Genomic DNA, 18,460 nt, shown 5'->3' with positions numbered 1-18,460 from the left:
CCATAATCCTTTTTGTGATTAATTCATTAAAGCCTTTTTGAACACAGAGGAGAAAATGAGCCGGCTTCGAGTGACGAGCTGTGAGCTTGTACAAACAGCCTGAAACCTAGTCATAACAGCCCTGAGCTAGAACCTTTAATCTACTTTTTCAACCCAGCGCCTCATTAATAAATCGTTTCTTTATCATTATAATTAACCACTAATCAAATGCTATCGGTATTAGTTTTAAAAAACAAAGCGCTACAAAAATGTAGCGCTTTCATTACTTATAGGTTGTTTGTTTAAACTAAAACGCGTTATTAAAAAAAGCCAAGCGGATCTTCGCTGTAACTTACTAGCAAGTTTTTAGTTTGTTGGTAATGATCAAGCGCGAGTTTGTGAGTTTCGCGGCCTATACCAGACTTTTTATAACCGCCAAACGCTGCATGTGCTGGGTACATATGGTAACAATTAGTCCATACACGACCTGCTTCTATTTTGCGACCAAAGTGATAAGCACGATTCATATTACGGCTCCATACCCCTGCGCCTAAACCAAATTCTGAGCTGTTAGCCAGTTCAAGTGCTTCGGCTTCGTCTTTAAAGGTCGACATTGAAATAACGGGGCCAAAAATTTCTTCTTGGAACACGCGCATGTCATTACGTCCTTTTAATAGTGTAGGTTGAATGTAATACCCGCCGTTTAGCTCGTCGCTTAATTGCTCAACATGGCCGCCAGTTAATACTTCAGCACCTTCTTCTTTACCAATTTCAATGTAGCTTAAAATTTTATCAAACTGCGCTTTAGAGGCTTGTGCGCCTACCATGGTTTCACTATCAAGCGGGTTGCCACGTTTAATTTGTTTAGTACGTTTTAAAATACGTTCTATAAATTGCTCATAAATATCTTCTTGAATGAACAAGCGTGATGGACAAGTACATACTTCACCTTGGTTAAAGTAGGCAAGAATGGCACCCTCAATTGCCTTATCTAAATATGAGTCGTCTTTTTCCATAACATCGCTAAAGAAGATATTAGGCGATTTCCCCCCAAGCTCGACCGTTGAAGGAATAATATTCTCGGCTGCACATTCTAAAATATGTGAGCCCACAGGAGTTGAGCCTGTAAAGGCAATTTTAGCAATGCGCGTACTAGTTGCCAGTGCTTCACCAGCTTCTTTACCAAAGCCGTTTACCACATTTAAAACACCCCCTGGCAGTAAATCGCCAATAATTTCCATCAACACTAAGATTGAGGCGGGTGTTTGCTCTGCGGGTTTTAATATTACACAGTTACCTGCTGCAAGTGCAGGCGCTAGTTTCCATGCAGCCATTAAAATTGGAAAGTTCCACGGAATAATTTGCCCTACAACGCCTAGAGGCTCATGAAAATGATACGCCACCGTGGTTTCGTCTATCTCGCCAATACTGCCCTCTTGAGCACGCAAACAACCGGCAAAGTAACGAAAGTGATCGGCGGCCAGTGGAATATCAGCGGCAAGGGTTTCACGAATCGCTTTGCCGTTATCCCATGTTTCGGCCACTGCAAGTAGCTCCAAGTTTTGTTCAATACGGTCGGCAATTTTTAATAGTATATTGCTGCGCTCGACGACTGAGGTAGTGCCCCACTGGGTTTTTACTGCATGCGCTTTATCAAGTGCTAAATTAATATCGTCTTTATCAGAGCGAGGAATTTTACAAAATACTTCGCCATTAACTGGGCTTATATTATCAAAATACTGGCCGTTAACTGGGGCAACCCACTCGCCGCCAATGTAATTACCATACTGCTGTTTAAATGTGACGAGTGCATCTGCTGAACCTGGGTTTGCGTAAATCATATGTGTGTTCTCTTGTTGTTAGCTAAAAGTCTAAGCCGAAATTTGTTAGAGTAATGTAGCAACTTGCTTTATATTTAATCGGTATTGATTGACATTAGACCATTAAGCGCTTAAAAACTTGCTTAGCTGTCCAAAAAAGTTGTCTGTGAGTCCATATTAAAAACGCTCTATAACGATTAAAAAAGGCTGAACATGCACACATCTCAGTTAAATAAAAAACGCCAACAGCTTGATGTACTGATTGAAAACAAAGTGACCTTTGCTGCCGATAACTCCGAGCTAAGTATTTACGATACCTATAAAAGTGCGCAAAAAGTGGCGTTGCATTCTAACGAATTACTGTTTTGCGCTATGCTCAGTGGTAAAAAAATAATGCATGTTGAGAGCAGTCAATACCACAAAGCGTTTTTACCACATGAATCGTTTGTATTAGCGCCTGAGCAAAGTGTGCTGATTGATTTTCCGCATGCATCTATGAACGCACCCACCACCTGTTTAGCCATTGAAATAAGCACCGATAAAATAACCAATGTGGCAAATGCGCTTAATATGCAGCAAAATTTTGCAAATGATGCCTTGTTTGAATACAGCCCTAATTTAGTGCATACCCAACATAATACGCAAACTCAGCAGTTATTAGAGCGCATGGTGCATTTATTTAGTGAGCAAGGCGCCGAGCGACACTACTTGATTGATTTATCGTTAAACGAATTGATCACCCGTTTATTACAACAACAGAGCCGTGATTTATTGCTGGCCAACTGTGACAAGCTGCGCCTAAAAAGTAACGTGAGTGATGCACTGCATTATATTGAAGAGCATTTAAACGAAAATCTCGACATAAACACCCTTTGTAAAATAACCTGTATGAGCCGTAGTAAGTTTTATCAGCAGTTTAAACTTGCTTTTGGTACAAGCCCTGCGCTTTGGCAACAACAACTTAGGCTTAAAAAGGCCCGTACGCTTTTATTAGAAGGCCACGCTATAAGCAAGGTCTGCTACGACCTGGGTTTTAATAGCGCCAGTCATTTTAGCCGTTTATTTAAGCAAACTTTTGGTATTGCACCAAAAGCGTGTCGCCACTAACCTAACACGACAGTTTTTGTTATATTAAACAGCCTAATATGCTAGATTGTTTGCAATGTTGTAAGTAGTAATGAGTCACCGATGAGTAAACCCACCCGCTGGACATTAAAGAGTATTGCCAAAGAGTTAGGTGTGTCTAATGCTACGGTATCAAATGCGTTTAATCGCCCTGATCAACTCTCTGCTAAACGCCGCGAAGCCATACTTAAAGCGTGCAAAGAGCTGGGGTATTATGGCCCTAATAAAGCGGCGCAGTCTTTGCGAAGTGGCACCTTTAATATTGTTGCATTAGTCCTTCCCGATAGCGTGGAATACATGGTATCAGACCCTGTTGCGAGCAGTTTTATGCGGGGAGTAACCTCGGTACTTGAAAAAAACAATATTAATGTTTTATTGTTTTCAGGCAATAGTGACAACCTCAACAGCGTTGTTGATTTTGTCGATGGTTTTATTTGTTATGGTCGCCCGCGCAATAAAGCACTAGTAGAGCAACTAAAAACAGTCTCCAAACATGTGGTGACGGTTGATTTTGACATTGCCCGTAACGCCTCAATTAATGTTAATAACGAGCAAGCCAGTTATGAAATAGCCAAACATGTTTTGCATAATCAAGATGATAAAGTGGCTATATTAGGCTTAAGATTACTTGATGAAAATGTATTGTGCCGGGTATACGAACATCACGAATTTGAAACTGGCCAATCTATTTCGCATCAACGTTTGCGTGGTTATCAACGCGCCTTAAGTGAGGCTAATATAACGGTTGCCGACGACCGCATTTGGAATATTCCTGAAAGCAGTGAGCGCTTTGCAAATATTGCCGCAAAAGAGGTATTAACAGCCTCCCCTCGCCCTAACGTGATTATATGCATGAGCGATTTAATTGCCCTTGCCACCATGCGAGAAGCCATAAAACAAGGGATAAAAATAGGCAGTGAGCTGCGTATTGTGGGGTTTGATGGCATAGAAGAAGCCGCTCGTTTTGTACCTCGCCTCACTACAATTCATCAAAATAGCCAAGAAAAGGGCGTTATGGCTGCTAACTTATTTATTTCTAAAGAAGAAAAACAATATGAAGTAGGTTACGCACTCGATATTGGTGCAAGTAGCTAAGCACTGTTAATAAAGCAAATAAAAAAGCCAAACAGAGGCTGCTTGGCTTTTGGTTTTCAACAAATAAAGCTATTTAAGCCAATAAACTTTGTAAGTTTAGAGTGCTTTCTTGAGTGCCATTAACCTGCGTAATAAGTGCAGTACGGCTTGCAAAGTCAATCCTCAATGAAATTGATTGTTGTTCAAGCTTCCACATTAAACAACAAACACTTGCGCCGCCTTGAGCCGAAAATTCACCTGCAAATGCGGGATGTTCATTACGCATTTTAATTAGCTCTATGAGCCCTTTTACTACTGGTTTATTAAGGGCTTGCTCTATTTTAGCCGCGTTCAAATATGGGCGATTTATATCACGGCCAACATTGGTTTTTGCTAACAGTTCCATATCGTTTTCACAGGCAAATAAGCCGCCGTAATAAACTTGCGGTACACCTGGCGCAAAAAATTGAATTGCGCGCGACAGCAAATAGTCAAAATCATTAGCGCCTAATGCATTGTAATAAGTACAGTTTACTTGATATAAATCGACATTACTGGCAGCCGCGCCTGTTGCTTGACGGCTTTGATTGTTACTATTTGCATGCATGGTTTCTACTAGGTTATCAATTTGCTCTGCATTTAATAAGCCTGGTTTTTCACCCATTGGGCCTGCATCAATAATGCCTATGCCATCATGGGTGTCTAGTACCGTTAAACAGTTACGCGGCGATATTTTTAGCCATTTGAGTAATGCATCCGCATTGTTATTAAACAAGCTATGTAGAATTAGTGGTGGCAACGCAAAGTCGTAAACCATATTAACGCGCTTAGCTACATCTACTTGTGTTTGATAATGGCTATGAATTTCTGCAATGGTTTCCATGCCTAAATCGTTGGCTTGCTTTGATAAGTTATCTAAGTAGCCAAACGTTTCATCTAGCATAAAACAATTAGTACCCGCCTGCTTAATGGCATAACCCGCTGCATCTAAACGAATAATATTAACGTTGTTAGCAGAGAACTTAGTAAGTACATTATTTAAATACGCAATTCCTGCCTCTACTTTTACGTTTATATCAATTTGATTGTCGGTAAAAGTGGTCCAAAAATCATATGTTTGACCATCACCGCATTTCATTGGCGTAAAACAACTGCCTGGGCGTGGACGGTAAATAGCTTGCTGCTCAGCCTCGCTCATGCCATTGGGAAACACGTCTTCTTTGGTTAAAAATAAATCCCAAAATGCTGACGCTTTACCTTTAGCCAGTACATCTTGAAACTGAAAAGATTGCGCCGACACATGATTCACTATTAGATCAGCCATTAAATCATGGTCTTTACCGAGTGCCTTTATGTCGTCCCAAGTACCGATTCGAGAATCAACTTCACTATGATCAATCGGGTCAAAGCCTGCATCGCTGCCATCAATTGGGTTATAAAATGGCAATAAGTGCACACCACCAAAAACGCCCTCTAATGGGCCATGTAAAAGAGTGGTAAGTGCATTTATATCTTGGCCAGTAATTCGATCAGCGTATGTGATCAATTGAACTTTATTCTTCATCATTGTGTGATTACCATGTTGAAACTTAATCGATTAAGATATATCTTTAACTAGCACGTACGAATTTACAAGTTATTTTTATAAATTTTACATACAAATATCGTGGCGACATTAATACTATAATCAGTAACTGACTGACTTACTGAGTGTTAAGAACGCATTTAACGAGGAAAAGCACATGACAAAATCACACACACACGTAAGCAGCGATCCGTTGCAACAAATTCGCTGGCTCACATATATGATGTTTTTTATGTTTGCCATGACCTCCGATGCCGTTGGCATGATCATTCCCGAGCTCATAACTGAATTTGGTTTAAGCATGACCCAAGCCAGCGCATTCCACTATGCGCCTATGGCACTCATTGCCTTTAGCGGATTATTTTTAGGCTTTTTAGCCGATAGCCTCGGGCGTAAAAAAACGATTATGCTTGGGTTATTAATATTTTCTGCGAGTTGCTTTTTATTCGCCATTAGTAGCAGCTTTATATTTTTTGTTTTTTTGCTTTGCTGTATTGGTTTAGCTATTGGCTTATTTAAAACCGGCGCTTTGGCGTTATTAGGCGATATTTCTCATAGCAACGCAGAGCACACTAAAACCATGAACAAAGTAGAAGGCTTTTTTGGTATTGGTGCCATTGTTGGACCTGCACTTGTTGGTGTATTACTGGTACAAAATGTAAGTTGGACTTATTTATATATTATTGCCGGCATTATGTGCTTAATTTTAGCGTTTTTAGCGTGGCGTGCAGAGTATCCAAGCGTTGTTAAAAGCACTGAAAAGCCCGCTTCACTTGCTACCACCATGAAAATGATTAAAAACCCCTACGCGCTTGGCTTTTCGCTCGCCATTGCGCTTTATGTTGCAACCGAGGTTGCCATTTACGTATGGATGCCGACGCTGTTAAAAGACTACACAGGCTCTTGGCCCCTTTTGGCAACCTATGCACTCACCATATTTTTTATACTGCGTGCCGCAGGGCGTTTTATTGCGGTGTGGTTATTAAACCGCTATAGCTGGCAAGGTGTTATGGCTTACTTAAGTTTAGGTATCGCATTGTGTTATGTGGGTACTTTAGTCGGTGGCGTTGATTGGGCTGTTGGTTTATTGCCGCTTTCAGGGTTATTTATGTCGATGGTTTACCCGACCTTAAACTCCAAAGGAATATCGTGCTTCCCGGTACAACAACATGGCGCAGTTGCTGGGGTTATATTATTTTTCACTGCACTTTCAGCCGCATTAGCGCCTTTATTTATGGGTATGATCAGCGATTACTTTGGTCATGTACGTTATGGTTTTTACCTTGCAACCGGCTTTGCCATTATTTTATTTTTAGCGATGCTGTTTAACTATTTCCGTGACCCATCAGCCTGCGCTTTACAAGAGAGCAACCTAATAACTGAGTAAATCAACAAATTGGGGGCTAAAAAAACACTATATAAATCAATAGATGAGTAAAAAAACAGCAAATAAAGAATAAAATAATTTGCTTATTGTAAAAGATTTGTTATTTTTACTTAATCGATTAAGTAAAAATAACAAACCCCTTCGGGCTCACAAAACGAGGCGTTCACATGACAACACACAACACACCTTTATATTTAATGAGTGCTTTAGCGCTGGCTGTAAGCCAAGGCGTTTATGCACAACAAGAAGAGCAAAACACACAAGCGCAAGCTAACAAAGGTCTTGAGACTATCGTTGTAACCGGTGTACCACGTCGTACAACCATTATGGCATCAAGCTCATCAGTGAGCAGTTTATCGCTTGCTCAAGTTGAAGTATCTACACCGCGTTCAACTGCTGAAGCGTTTAGAATTATTCCGGGCGTACGCTCAGAATCAACCGGCGGTGAAGGTAACGCAAACATTGCTGTACGCGGCTTACCTGTGGCCTCTGGTGGTGCTAAGTTTTTACAATTACAAGAAGACGGTTTACCCGTTATGCAATACGGTGATATTGCTTTTGGTAACGCTGATATATTTATGCGCCTAGATAATACCGTACAAACTATCGAATCAATTCGTGGTGGTTCGGCCTCGACTGCAGCAAGTAATGCACCGGGCGGCATAATTAACTTTATATCTAAAAATGGTGAAAACGAATCAGGCAGTGTTTCTACAACACTGGGCCTTGATTACGACACTATTCGTACAGACTTTGAATACGGCACTTACCTTAGTGATAGCGTACGTTTTCATGTAGGTGGTTTTGTGCGCCAAGGTGAAGGCCCGCGTGAAACAGGTTACACATCAAATAAAGGTGGGCAAATTAAAGCCAACCTTACCAAAGACTTTGAAAACGGTTACGTGCGTCTTTATTACAAACATTTAGATGACAAAAGCGTGGGTTACTTACCAATGCCAATGTATGCAAATGGTGACTCAATCCCAGGGTTTGACGCACAATCAGATACCCCGCATTCAGCATTATTTACTAAAACAGTGCGTTTAAATGGCGAAAATCAAATTAGTAGCGGCGATATTCGCGATGGCATGAACCCGCAAGTTGACTCAGTTGGTTTTGAAGCTGTATTTGACTTAGATAACGATTGGCGTATTGAAAACCGTTTTCGTAAATCCTCTGTTAGCGGTAACTTTAATTCACTTATTCCTGCTGAAGTAGGCAGCGCGACTGCTATTGCACAAAGTATTGGCGGCGCAGGTGCAACGCTTAGTAATGCAAATACCGGAGCTGCATTTAATGACGATTTAGCCATGCGTATTCATACGTTTGACGTCACAATGAACGACTTTGACTCTATTGTGAACGACTTCAAACTAACTAAATCACTAAGCGATGATACAAGCGTTACATTTGGTTACTATGCTTCAACGCAAAATATTGCTATGTCATGGTTATGGAACTCTTACCTAATGGAGCTTAAGGGCGATAATGCGGCGCTACTAAATGTAACAGCTGCTGATGGTACAGCGTTTTCTGAAAATGGTTTATATGCATACGGAACGCCTTTTTGGGGTAACTGCTGTCAGCGTGATTACGATACAGAATACGATACCCGCGCCCCGTACGTTTCATTTTCAACAAAAGTGGGTGATGTAAGTATTGACGCAAGTGCTCGTTACGATAGTGGTGAAGCACGCGGCAACTATGCAGGTGCCGTTACCTCAACGGTCGATATGAATCGCGATGGAGTGATTTCAGTTCCTGAACAAAATGTAGCAGGCATTGATACCGCAAATGCTAGCCCAGTAAATTACGATTGGGATTATGCATCCTATTCAATTGGGGCTAACTACCAAATAGATTCAAGCCTTGCGACATTTGCAAGACTGAGTAAAGGTGGCCGCGCAAATGCTGACCGACTTTTATTTGGTAAAGTACGCGCTGACGGTTCGGTTGCTGATGAAGATGCCGTTGATGAAGTAAACCAGTATGAATTTGGGGTTAAAAAACGTTTTGATTCACTCTCAGTTTTTGCAACAGCGTTTTATGCAGAAACAGAAGAGCAAAACTTTGAAGCAACATCGCAAACCTTTTTTGACCGTGAATACGAAGCAAAAGGGATTGAAATTGAATCAACTTACTTCATCGATGCATGGGATTTTCGTGGTAACTTAACATGGACAGATGCAGAAATTGCTAAGGATGCGCTTACTCCTGAAGTGGTAGGTAATACGCCACGCCGCCAAGCTGATTTAATCTACTCTTTAATGGCTCGTTATAGCTTTGATAAAGGTGCTGCCGGTGTGAACTTTATTGGTACTACTGATGCTTACGCTCAAGACAACAACGACCTTAAATTTGACGGTTACACTCAAGTAAATGGCTTTGTAAGTTACGATTTATCTGAAAACCTTAATATTGCACTTAATGTAAATAACTTATTCGATACGGTAGGTATTACAGAAGCTGAAGAAGGCTCAATTCCAGATAATAACATTATTCGCGCCCGTACTATTAATGGCCGCACAACATCAATAACGCTTAAATACGCGTTTAACTAACCATTTTTAGTGTAACAAACGCTGAAGCTATGTTTTTCAGCGATTGTTACACTAACTTTAATTAGTTTTAATAATTCTCCCTTGAATTTTGACCTAGCTCTGCTGGGTTTTTTAGGATTTACACTATGACCAAATTACTTAGCCTCGGCGAGCTACTTATTGATATGCTGCCACAAGATTCTCAAAACAGTGCTTATTTGCCCATTGCAGGAGGTGCCCCTGCCAATGTAGCGGTAGGTTATGCAAAGTTAGGCGGCAAGGCTGCTTTTTGTGGCGGTATGGGTGATGACTACTTTGCTAAACAATTAAGTAAATCGCTTGCGCAATATAAAGTAAGTACAGAGTACTTATTTACGATTAAAGACTCTCAAACGGCCGTGGTTATTGTGAGTTTAGATGAAACCGGTGAACGCAGCTTTAATTTTTATCGCCACAATACCGCCGATTTACTGTTAACGAGTGATCACTTAAGCCATATTAAATGGGATGAATTGAGTACCCTACACTTTTGTTCCAACACGTTAACCAATCCAGCCATTGCAAACACCACCGTGTGTGCTTTAAAGCTGGCTAAAAACAACCATAAACTCGTTAGCTTTGATGTAAATTTACGCTATAGCTTGTGGCAAAATAGCAATGACATTGAACACAATGTACATGCGTGTTATGCGTATTGCGACATTGTTAAGCTATCGCGTGATGAGCTGAACTTTTTAGCTGAGCAAACACAGCAATCACCTGATGATTACTTACAGTCTATTTTAAATATAGGTGTAAAATTGGTATTTTTAACCGATGGCCCTGCACCGGCAATGGTTTACCATAAAGAGTTTATATTAAATGAATCGGCGCCAATCATTAATGCTGTGGATACAACCAGTGCCGGTGATGCGTTTATTGCAGGCGTGTTATATTATTTAAATCACACCGATGAAAATAGCTCGCTCATCGAAAAAATTAATAATGAGCACCTAGTAAAACACGCTTTAAGTTTTGGTTTGCGTTGTGGCTCTAAAGCCTGCTTAGCCAAGGGGGCATTTCCCGCATTACCTACACTTCAAGAGGTGTAATACCAATCCGCAATAATACTTAATTATTTTACGAGGCTAAACGTGTCGCTATCTGCGTTAAAAAATTCTCATTTAGAACAACTAAATAGCAAATTTTTTGCCTAGCTATCAACACGTTTTTCCAGCCTCAAAATAGATCACTTAATTAAGCGAATTGATATAAATACTTTAAAAATAAAAGCCGATTATGGCCTTTATTTAAGCATCCGCTTCTTCATCATTACTTTTTAACCATTCTAAAGCCGCAGTGGCGTTCTCAAAATATTGAATTTCACCTGATACAAACCAACTGCCTAATTTAGCGATGGTTGATTGCCAGTCTTTGTTGCCGTATATGGCTATTTTTTTAAATTCTTTGTTATGCTTTAAGCCAAGTTTTAAATCATCCCATGCAGCTCTAAGTTCCCAGCCATCAAGCTCAGTACCATCTATGAGTACATTAACAATAGGATGTTTAACTTCACCAAGCGCAGAGTCAATCATCGGCGTGATCACCTCATAATCTTTATGAGTGAGTGTACCTATAGCTTTTAAGGTTAAAAAAAACTCGCAACCAGAGCGCTCAAAACCAATCGATAAGCCGTGTGTTAAATTTACCATAACCCGAACTCCACAATAATATGAGCATCAAGTATAGGTGATAGCTTATTAACCAATAGTGAAGTAGATCAAAAAACAGGCACATCACTTTTATTGTGCCCATTTTAATTAAATGCTTAATTATGCATTTTTAAGCCGTGCTATTTGGTTTTCAACATCTGTTAAATGACCGATTTTAAGCCATACTCTGGCTCCTTCACTGCCTGCTGTTGCTTTAATTTCGCTGTTAGGCGGCACTCTTAACCAGCTGTGCTGTACTAATGTATCGCCTTGCTCTTCAAGCGAGCCTTCAAGAACTAAAAGCTCGCCCCCACCTGAGGCGTTTAACGATATTTCACTGTTAGGTGCAAATGCTAAAATACTCACCTCTTCAAAGGCATCTTTATAAAGAGAAACTACATTTACATTACTAAACTCAGGGTGAGGAACGCTGCACATGGTATTAGTTTGCAAGCGAACATGCTCTCTATCCTCTGGCTGAAACTGCCATAATTTCACAAATATCACGCACCCGTTTTCAGAGCTTGGTGTATGTTTTGACTCAGGCGGATTACGAATATAAGAGCCCTTGGGGAAATCACCATGTTCATCTTGAAAAACACCTTCAAGCACAATAAATTCTTCACCGCCGGTATGTGTATGGGCAGAAAAATGGCTGTTGGGCGCATAACGTACAATGCTGGTTGCGCGTGCAACCTCATCGCCCACTCTATCAAGTGGACGCCTATCAACACCCGCCATCGGTGAGGCTATCCATTCTAACGATTCGCTATGTACAACAACACGTTCGCTAAAATCAGCTGCAATTTTCATATTTGACTCCATATCTAAACAGCAATACTTGGACGCTGAGCGACCTTTTCTTGCCATGCTATTAAATGTGATAGCTCACTAGGAATAGCTATTTTTGCAAAGCCTGCAAACACCAGACCGGCGTACAAAGTAATATCTGCAACACTAAAATTCTCACCAGCAACATAAGCAGAGTTGGCTAACACTGTATTAAAATAAACAAAGCCTTGGCGCGCTTTTTCACCTTGCTTTTCTCCCCAAGCAACATTTTGATAGGTTTCAAGCGCTGGGCCTAAACCATCCGTTGCATGATGAAAGTAAGTGGCTACAGCATCAAGTACCATTGACTCCGCACGTTTTTGCATCATATTAATCACTGCACGCTCTTTTGCCTCAACACCGGTTAATGAAGGGCCTGCAAAAGCGGTATCAATATATTCAGTAATTGCGGTGCATTCTGCTATGAACGTTCCATCATCTAGCTCTAAAACAGGTACGCCTGCTAAGGGGTTTTTAGCTAAAAAAGCCTCAGTACGGTGCTCACCATTTAATAAATCGACAGCAACAAATTCTACTTTATCAGTCGCCTTTTTTTCAGCAAGCGCAATACGTACACGTAATGGATTAGGAAAGTTTTCTACATCATAAATTTTCATAATTATCTCTTTATATTTTTAATCACAGTTTGAGCTAATACTGGCAAGAATAAATTACCTACCTACTGGTAGGTAATTTATATTAAGTTCTCGACCTTTGCAAACTAAAAATAAAAGAGCTTGAAAATAACTACCTACTGGTTGATAATTTTTTGCAGCGATATGAAGGAAGTTTAAAATGACAAAAAAAGCAGCCCTGTTAAAAGCAGCAGAAAACAAAGTTAGACTTGGTGGCTATAGCAATTTTAGCTTTAGAGAGTTGGCCAATGAAATTGGTATTAAAAGTGCCAGTGTGCATTATCACTTTCCAACTAAAGCTGATTTAGGTGCAGAGCTTGCGCATCAATATACCGATGCCTTTATCGCTGTACTTGGTGAACCAGAGGCACACAAAGCAAACGGTAAAAACCCTATTGATATTTACACTCAGTTATTTAGAAATGCACTCGTGATTGATAAAAAAATGTGTTTATGTGGCTTGCTCGGCGCAGAAAGCGACAGCCTACCTGATAAAGTGCGGGTTGAAGTTCAGCGGTTTTTTAATAAAAATTTAGCCTGGTTAACCCAAGCACACGCTGTGAATGGTGAAAAAAACCCTGCTCGCGCGGCAATACAAACAGTGAGCTTATTAGAGGGGGCGATGATGATTAGTAAAACCCTAGATGATATTAGCTACTTCGAACAAGCCACTTTTTAGCGATTGGTCATCAAGTATAAAAAAAGCGAGCCTTCATAAGGCTCGCTTTTACATTTTTAAGATTACGATTTATTAAGCCGTACGCACTTTATGCTTTGAATGCACAACAGCTAATACAATAAACCCTATAACAACCACCGCTGCACCAATCGGTTTACCTAAATCACTTGATAAGTTTAACCCTATTGCCGCGGTCATTATGTATGACAAGGTCACTGCTGTAGCGATTACTGCTGGTATACTAGTGATCCAGTGGAATGTACCACGGTCAAATAAGTACTTGGTCGCAAGCCACAACACACTGGTTGAAAGCAGCATATTTGAGAATGCGAAGTAGCGCCAAATCACAGAGAAATCGAGCTTAGTCATAAAGTAAGCAATGGTTAAAATAGGGATTGCTAGCAATAAACGATTACGTAAACTTTGCGGAATACTAAACGCATCAACCACGGTTAAGCGCAGTGAACGAAACGCCGTATCGCCTGAGGTAATAGGAAAAACAGCAACAGCAATAATTGCCATAATACCGCCAAATACACCTAAGTAGCTGTTTGCAATATGGTTAACCACCAAACCTGGACCGCCTAAATCAAGCATAGCTTTTAAACCCGCATAGCCTTCAGGGAATGCAGCAATACCCGCTAATGCCCAAACACAACCTACAATGCCTTCACACATCATCGCACCATAATAAACTGGGCGTACGTATTTTTCGTTGGTTAAACAACGGGCAATAATAGGTGCTTGCGTTGAGTGAAAACCACTAATAGCACCACAGGTAATGGTTATAAATAGCAGCGGCCAAGTGGGCAGTCCATCAGGATTTGGTGCTAAGAAGTCATGAGCGTGATCAGCCTCAAAGTATGCTAAAAAGTCGCCCGCTACTGGTAAATGCGGTGCGTTTATTAGCAGTGATACCGCAATAGCTACTGTCATTACAATCATTAACAAACCAAAAATAGGGTAAAACTTAGTGATGATTTTATCAATGGGTAATAACGTGGCTAAAAAGTAGTAAGCTAAAATAGCCAAAACCCAAAAGGTATTATTTGCAAATATTGTATCCTTAAATATATCAAGGTTACTTAATAATCCTGCCGGGCTCATAATAAATACAACACCAACAAAAAATAGTAGCATCGCAGTAAAAATAAGCATAAAGCCTTTAAATACAACGTTGTAGTAGTGCCCTGCTATTTCCGGTAAGCTTTTCCCGTCTTCTTTTATACTCATTACTCCTGAGAAGAAGTCGTGTACAGCGCCACCCAAAACATTACCAAGCACAATCCATACAAGCGCAACCGGACCATATAATGCACCCAATATCGGGCCAAATATGGGGCCTACGCCTGCTATATTTAAAAATTGAATCAAAAATGCACGAACAGGGTGAATTGCAACGTAATCAACACCTTCGCTAAAGCGTTTTTGTGGTGTGTCGACCGTTGAATCCATGCCCGCTTGCTTTTCAACAAACGGGCTATAAAACTTATAGCCTAATATTAAAATAGTTAGGCAAATAAAAAAGATGATCATAAAGCACGCTTCTCTTTTTGTATGTGTGTATAGGGCCAAGTATTGCAGCCCAAATTTTAAAATAACAATTGAACGTAGCATATGAAAAAGCACGCAACAATGAGACGTTTGGCTAATGCTCTGGCAAAATCAAATTTATTTAAAAAAATAAAACTAAGTAACAGCATAAGTTACTTATAAAAAAGCGTTAAAAAACGTTAAAAGTGCTTATATTGCGACTAAAATCTATACGCCAATTTACAACAATAGCTACACCTGAATGATTAATTAGCCTACGATAAACATTATTACTACTTTTAATGTACTGCCGTTGGCCTACGTGGCTTTATAAAAAACAAGGATGCCCTCAATGACACAGTTTACTACGCCCGATTTATACGATGAACATCGCGACCATGTGCAAGTCGCTGACAGTGGCTTGCAACACTTTGGTAATAAAACTCTCTTTTATGGTCAAGTAGTGACTGTCACCTGCCCAGACGATAACTCGTTTGCTGGCAACATATTACATGAAAATGGTGAAGGCAAAGTGTTGGTTGTGGATGGCTTTGCTAGTAAGCGTTTTGCCTTCATTGGCGATATGATTGCAGAGCGAGCCCTAAAAAATGGCTGGCAAGGCATTATTATTAATGGTTGCTGCCGCGATATTGAAATTCTTGCCAAGCTTGATTTACCCGTGATGGCGCTAGGCGCTACGCCGCGCTGCACCACTAAGCGCGGTTTAGGTGCCAAAGATCACCCGGTTAATATGTTAAACACCACAATTAATACCGGTGATTGGGTGTATGCTGATGTCAATGGATTAATTATTAGTAATAAAGCCTTGTTTTGAACAATCAAAGTGGCTGTTCGCGATAAAAAAGCAGCTCGAGAGCTGCTTTTTATAAAATCAAACAATAAAGTTTTACATTAAAGTGCTAACCATACATCGGTTGAACCAGGTTCGTTCCCTTGAGTCCACCATTTAGCTTGGTACTTATTACCTTGATAAGAGACTTCATCACCGCTGTTATAAATAGCCGTTGGCTGCCAAATTGCAGCACCTGTATCATCTGTAGGTTGTGTTGTTGCTTCCCATGCACCACCTAAATCAGGACGCTCGCCTTGAGTCCACCACTTTGCTTTATATTCAACGCCGTTATAAGTGACGACATCACCACCAACGTATGCAACACTCGCATCCCAGCTTCCTGTAGGTGGATTTGTAGTATCAACGTTTGTCACTGTTACGCTAAAGCTTTGCGTTGTGGTTAATGCGCCATCACTGACTGCAACTGAAACAGTGAAGTTTGTATCTGTATCTACAGCGCCTGCCTCAATACTTACATTTGCACCGCTGCCCACTAACGTTAAGCCTGCTGGTACTGTCCACGTATATGTAAGCGCATCGTTTTGTGCATCGTTTGCAACTACAGCAACACTTGCTGATGCGCCTTCGTCAACACTAACATTAGCAATTGCATTAACACTCGGTGCTGTATTTTCGCCGCCTGATGTTGGAGCAATAACATTAACAACAACATCACGATTCACTGTTGCTTGACCATCTGATACCGCAACGGTTGCAACATACTGTGTATCTGCAGTTACTGTTGGCGCATTAATAACCAGTGATGATGTATTTTGTCCAGATACTACTAGCGCTCTATCAGCACTCCAGCTAAAGCTCAGTGAATCGTTATCTGCATCGGTTGCAGAAGCCGTTACTGTGATGCTCTCTCCTGAATTAACAGACACAGATGAAGACACTGAAACAACCGGTTTTTTATTACTTGGCGGCGCAACTACGCCCCCTAAGCCATCATGCATTGCATTTAGAATGTCACCATTGTCAGCATCAATTTCCCATGCAAATAAACCGCCTAAGTTATGCTGATTAACATACGCACCTTTGGCCAGCACAGACTTACGGCTATCATAGGTGATCAGTTTACCAGTTGAGCGATTCCATACATAAGCGGCTTGTGCTTGCTCATCATAACCCACTTCAAAACCATTAATACCTGTGCCTGCCGCACCAATCATATTGGCTTTAACGCCCTTGTAATCAATAACTCCATCTTCCCATACACCTTGTGCCGTGGAGCCTTTTAACGGGCCATTACCAGGGGCGGTCATTGGGTTACCATCAATCGCTGCATTTTGCGGGTAAACACCTTCCCAACCACGGCCATACATGGCTGTGCCCACGACGATTTTTTTCGATGGTACATTTTGCGCAAGTAACAGCTGTACTGCATTATCGGTGGTATAAGCAGGGCCTTTACGAGGTTCGCCATTTTCATCAAGCCCAGTGCCATTACATTGACCAACACTCATGTGCTCGCCACAGTAAAGTGCAGTTTGATGACCGGTTACGTTACTCCATGCGCCATAAAAGTCATAGGTCATGGCAAAAATGTAATCCATGTACTGGCTTGCGGCTTGATAATCTACATCTTCAATTTTATCGTAACCAGCACCAATGGCTGAGGTTAACTCGTAAGTACGACCCGTTTCTGCTTCTAGTTTATCAAGCATAGCGCGCAGCTCTTGCATAAGCGCCACATAGGCTGGGCCATCGTTAATTGGATCGCCAATATCAGGATTGGGGCCGTCACCACCTGGGAATTCCCAGTCAATATCAACACCATCGTAAAACTTCCAGGTTCTTAAAAACTCTTCCATTGAGGCAACAAAGGTGTCGCGGTTTGCTTTATTAGTAAAACCACCAAATGGGTCTGATAACGTCCAACCACCTACAGATGGTAAAATTTTAATATCTGGGTAACGCTGTTTTAGTGCCATTAACTGCGAGTAAGTACCACGAATGGGATCTTTAGCATCAACCCCTGGCAATGCTTTTTGTACTGCGGCCCATGGGTCGTGAATAACCACTTCGTAATCTGCAGAGCCCGCACAGGCTGTTTCCAGTGCGCGCTTAGGACCGCCAGTTAACGACGCATTTTCACCACAAATTGGAATGAAGCCATACAAAATATGACTCAGGTTTTGTGCTGGCATATTCGTTACATCGTAATCACGGCCATAGATCCCCCACTCAACAAAGTAAGCGCCCGTCACTAAATCTTGCTTAACGCCAATATCTCGGTTATTTGGGTCAACATCCATAGGTAATGGTGCTAAATGTCCGCCGTCAGTGTCAGCAATTACAATTGGCTTACCCGCACTTCTCGCACAGGTCGTGCCGCCTTCACATAGTTCAACATACATTGTATGGCGGCCTGCTTTATCATAAGGGAATGAAATAGTGCCACTTTTAGAACCAGCAGCAAGCGTGCCCTCATTTACTAGCATGTCATCAAAGTACACTTTATAGCTATCGCCGCCATCACCGCTCCACGCACTCCATTCAATGTTGATATTAACTTGCTCAACACGGGTAACCAGCTGTTTGTAAGAGCCGTTTCCCTCAAGGTCTACCTCAACAAACGAATATTGCTGTGGCTCCCAATTAATACTTGGTGTAGAAGGCGCTGCCGATACAGAACCGGCAAATAGTGCAACACCCATAGCTGCGGTTAATTGTTTAATATTCATATTTCTCTCTTATCTATTTTTAATGTGATTATTTTGGT

14 protein-coding genes are annotated in these 18,460 nt (G+C 41.1%); 7 read left to right on the top strand and 7 right to left on the bottom strand.

Translation table 11 applies throughout. The features are described from left to right. Positions 1–299: 299 nt before the first annotated feature. On the bottom strand, positions 300–1,820 hold the full coding sequence (locus tag L641_RS0118190) for an aldehyde dehydrogenase family protein (RefSeq protein ID WP_024602706.1): 1,521 nt from the start codon (positions 1,818–1,820) through the stop codon (positions 300–302). Between the two features lie 192 nt (positions 1,821–2,012). Here L641_RS0118190 and L641_RS0118185 point away from each other — a divergent pair, with 192 nt between their 5' ends. Both L641_RS0118185 and L641_RS0118180 read left to right on the top strand, forming a co-directional pair. After that, a complete protein-coding gene (locus L641_RS0118185; RefSeq protein WP_024602705.1) occupies positions 2,013–2,906 on the top strand; it encodes an AraC family transcriptional regulator in 894 nt (297 codons plus the stop codon). 81 nt (positions 2,907–2,987) lie between these two features. Then, positions 2,988–4,019 (top strand): LacI family DNA-binding transcriptional regulator, encoded by a 1,032-nt coding sequence (locus L641_RS0118180; RefSeq protein WP_016900594.1) that lies wholly within the window; start codon positions 2,988–2,990, stop codon positions 4,017–4,019. A gap of 73 nt (positions 4,020–4,092) precedes the next feature. Here the strand turns inward: L641_RS0118180 and gtfA are convergent, their stop codons facing one another. Next, positions 4,093–5,565, bottom strand: coding sequence for a sucrose phosphorylase (gtfA, locus tag L641_RS0118175; protein ID WP_024602704.1), 1,473 nt, complete (start codon positions 5,563–5,565; stop codon positions 4,093–4,095). A gap of 175 nt (positions 5,566–5,740) precedes the next feature. Between gtfA and L641_RS0118170 the strand changes: the two genes are divergently transcribed. From L641_RS0118170 to L641_RS0118160, 3 genes are all read left to right on the top strand, one after another. Beyond that, complete coding sequence (locus L641_RS0118170) at positions 5,741–6,970, top strand: MFS transporter (RefSeq protein ID WP_024602703.1); 1,230 nt, start codon at positions 5,741–5,743, stop codon at positions 6,968–6,970. A gap of 167 nt (positions 6,971–7,137) precedes the next feature. Continuing rightward, positions 7,138–9,531 carry a TonB-dependent receptor gene (locus L641_RS0118165; RefSeq protein ID WP_013463014.1) on the top strand — a complete coding sequence of 798 codons (2,394 nt, stop codon included), beginning with the start codon at positions 7,138–7,140 and terminating at the stop codon, positions 9,529–9,531. A gap of 125 nt (positions 9,532–9,656) precedes the next feature. Further along, the gene (locus tag L641_RS0118160; RefSeq protein ID WP_024602702.1) at positions 9,657–10,601 is read left to right on the top strand and encodes a carbohydrate kinase; all 945 of its coding nucleotides are present in this window, start codon (positions 9,657–9,659) and stop codon (positions 10,599–10,601) included. Between the two features lie 198 nt (positions 10,602–10,799). Here the strand turns inward: L641_RS0118160 and L641_RS0118155 are convergent, their stop codons facing one another. The 3 genes from L641_RS0118155 to L641_RS0118145 all read right to left on the bottom strand — a co-directional run bounded on the left by L641_RS0118155 (position 10,800) and on the right by L641_RS0118145 (position 12,649). Then, on the bottom strand, positions 10,800–11,201 hold the full coding sequence (locus L641_RS0118155) for an STAS/SEC14 domain-containing protein (protein ID WP_024602701.1): 402 nt from the start codon (positions 11,199–11,201) through the stop codon (positions 10,800–10,802). A 120-nt stretch (positions 11,202–11,321) separates the two neighbouring features. Then, positions 11,322–12,014 (bottom strand): cupin domain-containing protein, encoded by a 693-nt coding sequence (locus tag L641_RS0118150; RefSeq protein ID WP_024602700.1) that lies wholly within the window; start codon positions 12,012–12,014, stop codon positions 11,322–11,324. A gap of 14 nt (positions 12,015–12,028) precedes the next feature. Further along, on the bottom strand, positions 12,029–12,649 hold the full coding sequence (locus L641_RS0118145) for a glutathione S-transferase (protein ID WP_016900120.1): 621 nt from the start codon (positions 12,647–12,649) through the stop codon (positions 12,029–12,031). 178 nt (positions 12,650–12,827) lie between these two features. On the opposite strand from L641_RS0118145, the gene L641_RS0118140 reads away from it, so the two are divergent. Continuing rightward, positions 12,828–13,346 carry a TetR/AcrR family transcriptional regulator gene (locus L641_RS0118140; protein ID WP_024602699.1) on the top strand — a complete coding sequence of 173 codons (519 nt, stop codon included), beginning with the start codon at positions 12,828–12,830 and terminating at the stop codon, positions 13,344–13,346. 72 nt (positions 13,347–13,418) lie between these two features. Here the strand turns inward: L641_RS0118140 and L641_RS0118135 are convergent, their stop codons facing one another. After that, entirely contained in the window at positions 13,419–14,882 is a 1,464-nt protein-coding gene (locus L641_RS0118135) for a carbon starvation CstA family protein (RefSeq protein WP_024602698.1), read from the bottom strand. Positions 14,883–15,231: 349 nt separating this feature from the next. On the opposite strand from L641_RS0118135, the gene L641_RS0118130 reads away from it, so the two are divergent. Then, complete coding sequence (locus tag L641_RS0118130) at positions 15,232–15,714, top strand: putative 4-hydroxy-4-methyl-2-oxoglutarate aldolase (RefSeq protein ID WP_024602697.1); 483 nt, start codon at positions 15,232–15,234, stop codon at positions 15,712–15,714. Positions 15,715–15,791: 77 nt separating this feature from the next. Here L641_RS0118130 and L641_RS0118125 read toward each other — a convergent pair whose 3' ends face one another. Next, positions 15,792–18,422, bottom strand: coding sequence for a glycosyl hydrolase family 18 protein (locus L641_RS0118125; protein WP_024602696.1), 2,631 nt, complete (start codon positions 18,420–18,422; stop codon positions 15,792–15,794). Positions 18,423–18,460 lie beyond the last annotated feature (38 nt).

The sequence above is a fragment of the Pseudoalteromonas sp. TB41 genome, from assembly GCF_000497975.1.
Lineage (GTDB): Bacteria > Pseudomonadota > Gammaproteobacteria > Enterobacterales > Alteromonadaceae > Pseudoalteromonas > Pseudoalteromonas tetraodonis.
Note: the sequence above shows the minus strand (reverse complement) of the source record. Positions and strands in the feature narration are given on the sequence as shown.